The organism is Ruegeria sp. AM1, assembly GCF_056540745.1.
Genome location: NZ_JBQFXH010000033.1, coordinates 1 through 2,564, shown reverse-complemented (window position 1 = coordinate 2,564; position 2,564 = coordinate 1). Strand labels below are relative to the sequence as shown.

At 58.1% G+C, this 2,564-nt stretch carries 3 protein-coding genes and 1 pseudogene; 3 read left to right on the top strand and 1 reads right to left on the bottom strand.

Translation table 11 applies throughout. The features are described 5' to 3' along the window. The 3 genes from ACR0I7_RS20015 to urtE all read left to right on the top strand — a co-directional run. Positions 1-884: ABC transporter permease subunit (locus ACR0I7_RS20015; protein WP_480514128.1), on the top strand; the 884-nt coding region annotated here is incomplete at its 5' end. After that, positions 881-1,621: an urea ABC transporter ATP-binding protein UrtD gene (urtD, locus tag ACR0I7_RS20010; RefSeq protein WP_480514126.1), complete on the top strand. Its 741-nt coding sequence runs from the start codon at positions 881-883 to the stop codon at positions 1,619-1,621. The genes ACR0I7_RS20015 and urtD, both read left to right, overlap by 4 nt. A gap of 3 nt (positions 1,622-1,624) precedes the next feature. Further along, positions 1,625-2,320, top strand: a complete 696-nt coding sequence (gene urtE, locus ACR0I7_RS20005) for an urea ABC transporter ATP-binding subunit UrtE (RefSeq protein ID WP_480514124.1) — start codon at positions 1,625-1,627, stop codon at positions 2,318-2,320. A gap of 84 nt (positions 2,321-2,404) precedes the next feature. On the opposite strand, the pseudogene ACR0I7_RS20000 reads toward urtE, so the two are convergent. After that, positions 2,405-2,564: pseudogene (locus ACR0I7_RS20000) on the bottom strand (M56 family metallopeptidase); the annotation flags it as partial.

Here is a 2,564-nt window from a genome sequence, read left to right as displayed (position 1 = left end):
CCATCGGGACCCAGATTTTCGGCGTTGTCGGATCGTCGGATTTCCCTGTGATCTGGGCCTTTTCCCACAGTCTGACCCTGCAGCTGATACTGATTGTTCTGGTGCCCGGACTGCTGGCGCTGATCTTTGGCTGGCTTGCTTTCCGCAGCCGAGTGACCGGCGTTTACCTGTCCATTCTAACCCAGGCGATGACGCTGGCGCTGGCCTTGTATCTGTTTCAGAATGACAGCGGTTTGCGCGGGAACAATGGCCTGTCTGGGTTACAGAACCTGCCGGGCGCCACTGCTTCGCAGGATATCGTCTCGATCTGGTTTCTCTGGGCCTCGGCGCTGGCACTGGGTTTGGGCTATATGCTGGCGGCCTGGATCGTATCGGGCAAGTTCGGTTCGGTCATCCGCGGTATCCGCGACAACGAGGCGCGGGTGCGCTTCCTGGGCTATTCGGTCGAGGTTTACAAGCTGGCAGTCTTCACCCTGACCGCCTGCATCGCGGCCATCGCAGGCGCGCTCTATTACCCGCAGGCGGGCATCATCAACCCCGAGGAGATGGCGCCCATCGCTTCGATCTATCTGGCGGTCTGGGTGGCCATCGGCGGGCGCGGGCGCCTGTACGGGGCGGTCATCGGTGCAGCGTTTGTCAGTCTGCTCAGCACATGGTTCACCGGCGGTCAGGCCCCGGACATCCCGCTGGGTTTTTACACGATCAAATGGGTCGACTGGTGGCAAGTCTTGCTGGGCGTGTCCTTTGTGCTGGTCACGTTGTTTGCCCCGCAGGGTATAGGCGGGCTGTTCGACCTGTGGACCAACCGTCGCGCGCCGCAGCGGCATGGTGCGAACCTTGGCCCTGACGATGGATCGCTGCGTGAAAAGGAGGCCACGGAATGAGCACTCTGTTAGAGGTCAGTGGCGTTTCGGTCACTTTCGACGGGTTCCGCGCCATCAACAACCTGTCCTTCCAGATCGGTAACGCAGAACTGCGCGCTGTCATCGGGCCGAACGGGGCGGGCAAGACCACCTTTATGGACATCGTCACCGGCAAGACCCGGCCCGATGAAGGCCGCGTGATCTGGGGTGAGAAATCCGTGTCCCTTTTGCGTATGAACGAGGCTAAGATTGCGCAGGCTGGCATTGGACGAAAATTCCAGAAACCCACAGTGTTCGAGGATCAGACAGTGCAGGAAAACCTGCTGATGGCGCTGAAGAACAAACGCGGCTGGCTTGCGGTTCTGTTCTTTCGGGCCTCGGCTGACGATCTAAAAAAGGTCGAAGACCTGGCCGCCGAGATTGGTTTGCAAGAGGAGCTGACCCGCAAATCCGGTGAGTTGAGCCACGGCCAGAAGCAATGGCTTGAGATTGGCATGCTGCTGGCGCAGGAGCCGCGCCTGCTGCTGGTGGATGAGCCTGCCGCCGGTATGACCCCGCAAGAGCGCGAACATACCACCGACCTTCTGGTGCAAGCCGCTAAAACCCGCGCGGTGGTCGTCGTCGAGCATGACATGGAGTTTGTCAGACGCCTGAATTGCAAAGTGACTGTTCTGCACGAGGGGTCTGTGCTGGCCGAAGGCTCACTGGATCATGTGACGTCAAATCAGGACGTTATCGACGTCTATTTGGGGCGATAAAAGATGCTGAAACTGACTGATCTGACCTTGCATTATGGTCATTCGCAAATTCTCAACGGTATTTCGATGGAGGCCAGACAAGGCGAAGTCACGTGTGTGATGGGGACAAATGGTGTCGGAAAAACCAGCCTGCTCAAGGCGATTTCAGGCACACATCCCCGTTCAGGCGGCGACGTTGAACTTGATGGTGAGCGGCTTCCGCAGCTTCCGGCATACAGGATGGCCTGGAAAGGTGTGGCCTATGTTCCGCAGGGACGGGACATATTTCCGCTGCTGTCTGTGCGTGAAAATCTGGAAACAGGGTTTTCCTGCCTGCCGCGTGACGAACATTTTGTCCCTGATGAGATCTTTGAACTGTTTCCGGTACTCAAGCAGATGCAGAACCGGCGTGGTGGTGATCTTTCAGGCGGTCAACAGCAGCAACTGGCCATTGCGCGGACCCTGATTACAAAGCCCCGGCTGCTTCTTCTGGATGAGCCTACCGAGGGCATTCAGCCAAACATCATTCAACAGATCGGAGATGTTATCCGGCATCTCAGAGCAACCGGGGGGATGACGATCGTGTTGGTCGAGCAATATTTTGACTTCGCCTACGACCTTGCCGATCAGCTGGTTGTTCTGCGGCGCGGAGAGGTCATGATCAACGGCTCAAAACAAGAGCTTTCGCGCGATCAGGTGCTGCAGGGCGTCAGCGTCTAGGGCCGAAGCTGCGGGCCGGCAAAACGTTTCTGCCGGGTGCGCTTTCGCGGTTGCGGGGCTTTGATCCCGCCATGATCGGATGGGCTAGTTGCCGCGGTTCCGTTCGGCCAGACGTTCAAGATTGACAACGGTCGACAGCATGATGCGATCATGGCTCCAATCATCGGTCTGCTGCACCGAGGCCAAGCCAACGGCAAGCAAGCTGCCAAAAAACAAGGCGGTTCCAAAAACCAGAGCGGGTAGA

What these genes read in the sequence shown, in the direction of transcription:
- urtD (WP_480514126.1), top strand. Translation starts at nt 881, where the DNA reads ATGAGCACTCTGTTAGAGGTCAGTGGCGTTTCGGTCACTTTCGACGGG.
- urtE (WP_480514124.1), top strand. Translation starts at nt 1,625, where the DNA reads ATGCTGAAACTGACTGATCTGACCTTGCATTATGGTCATTCGCAAATT.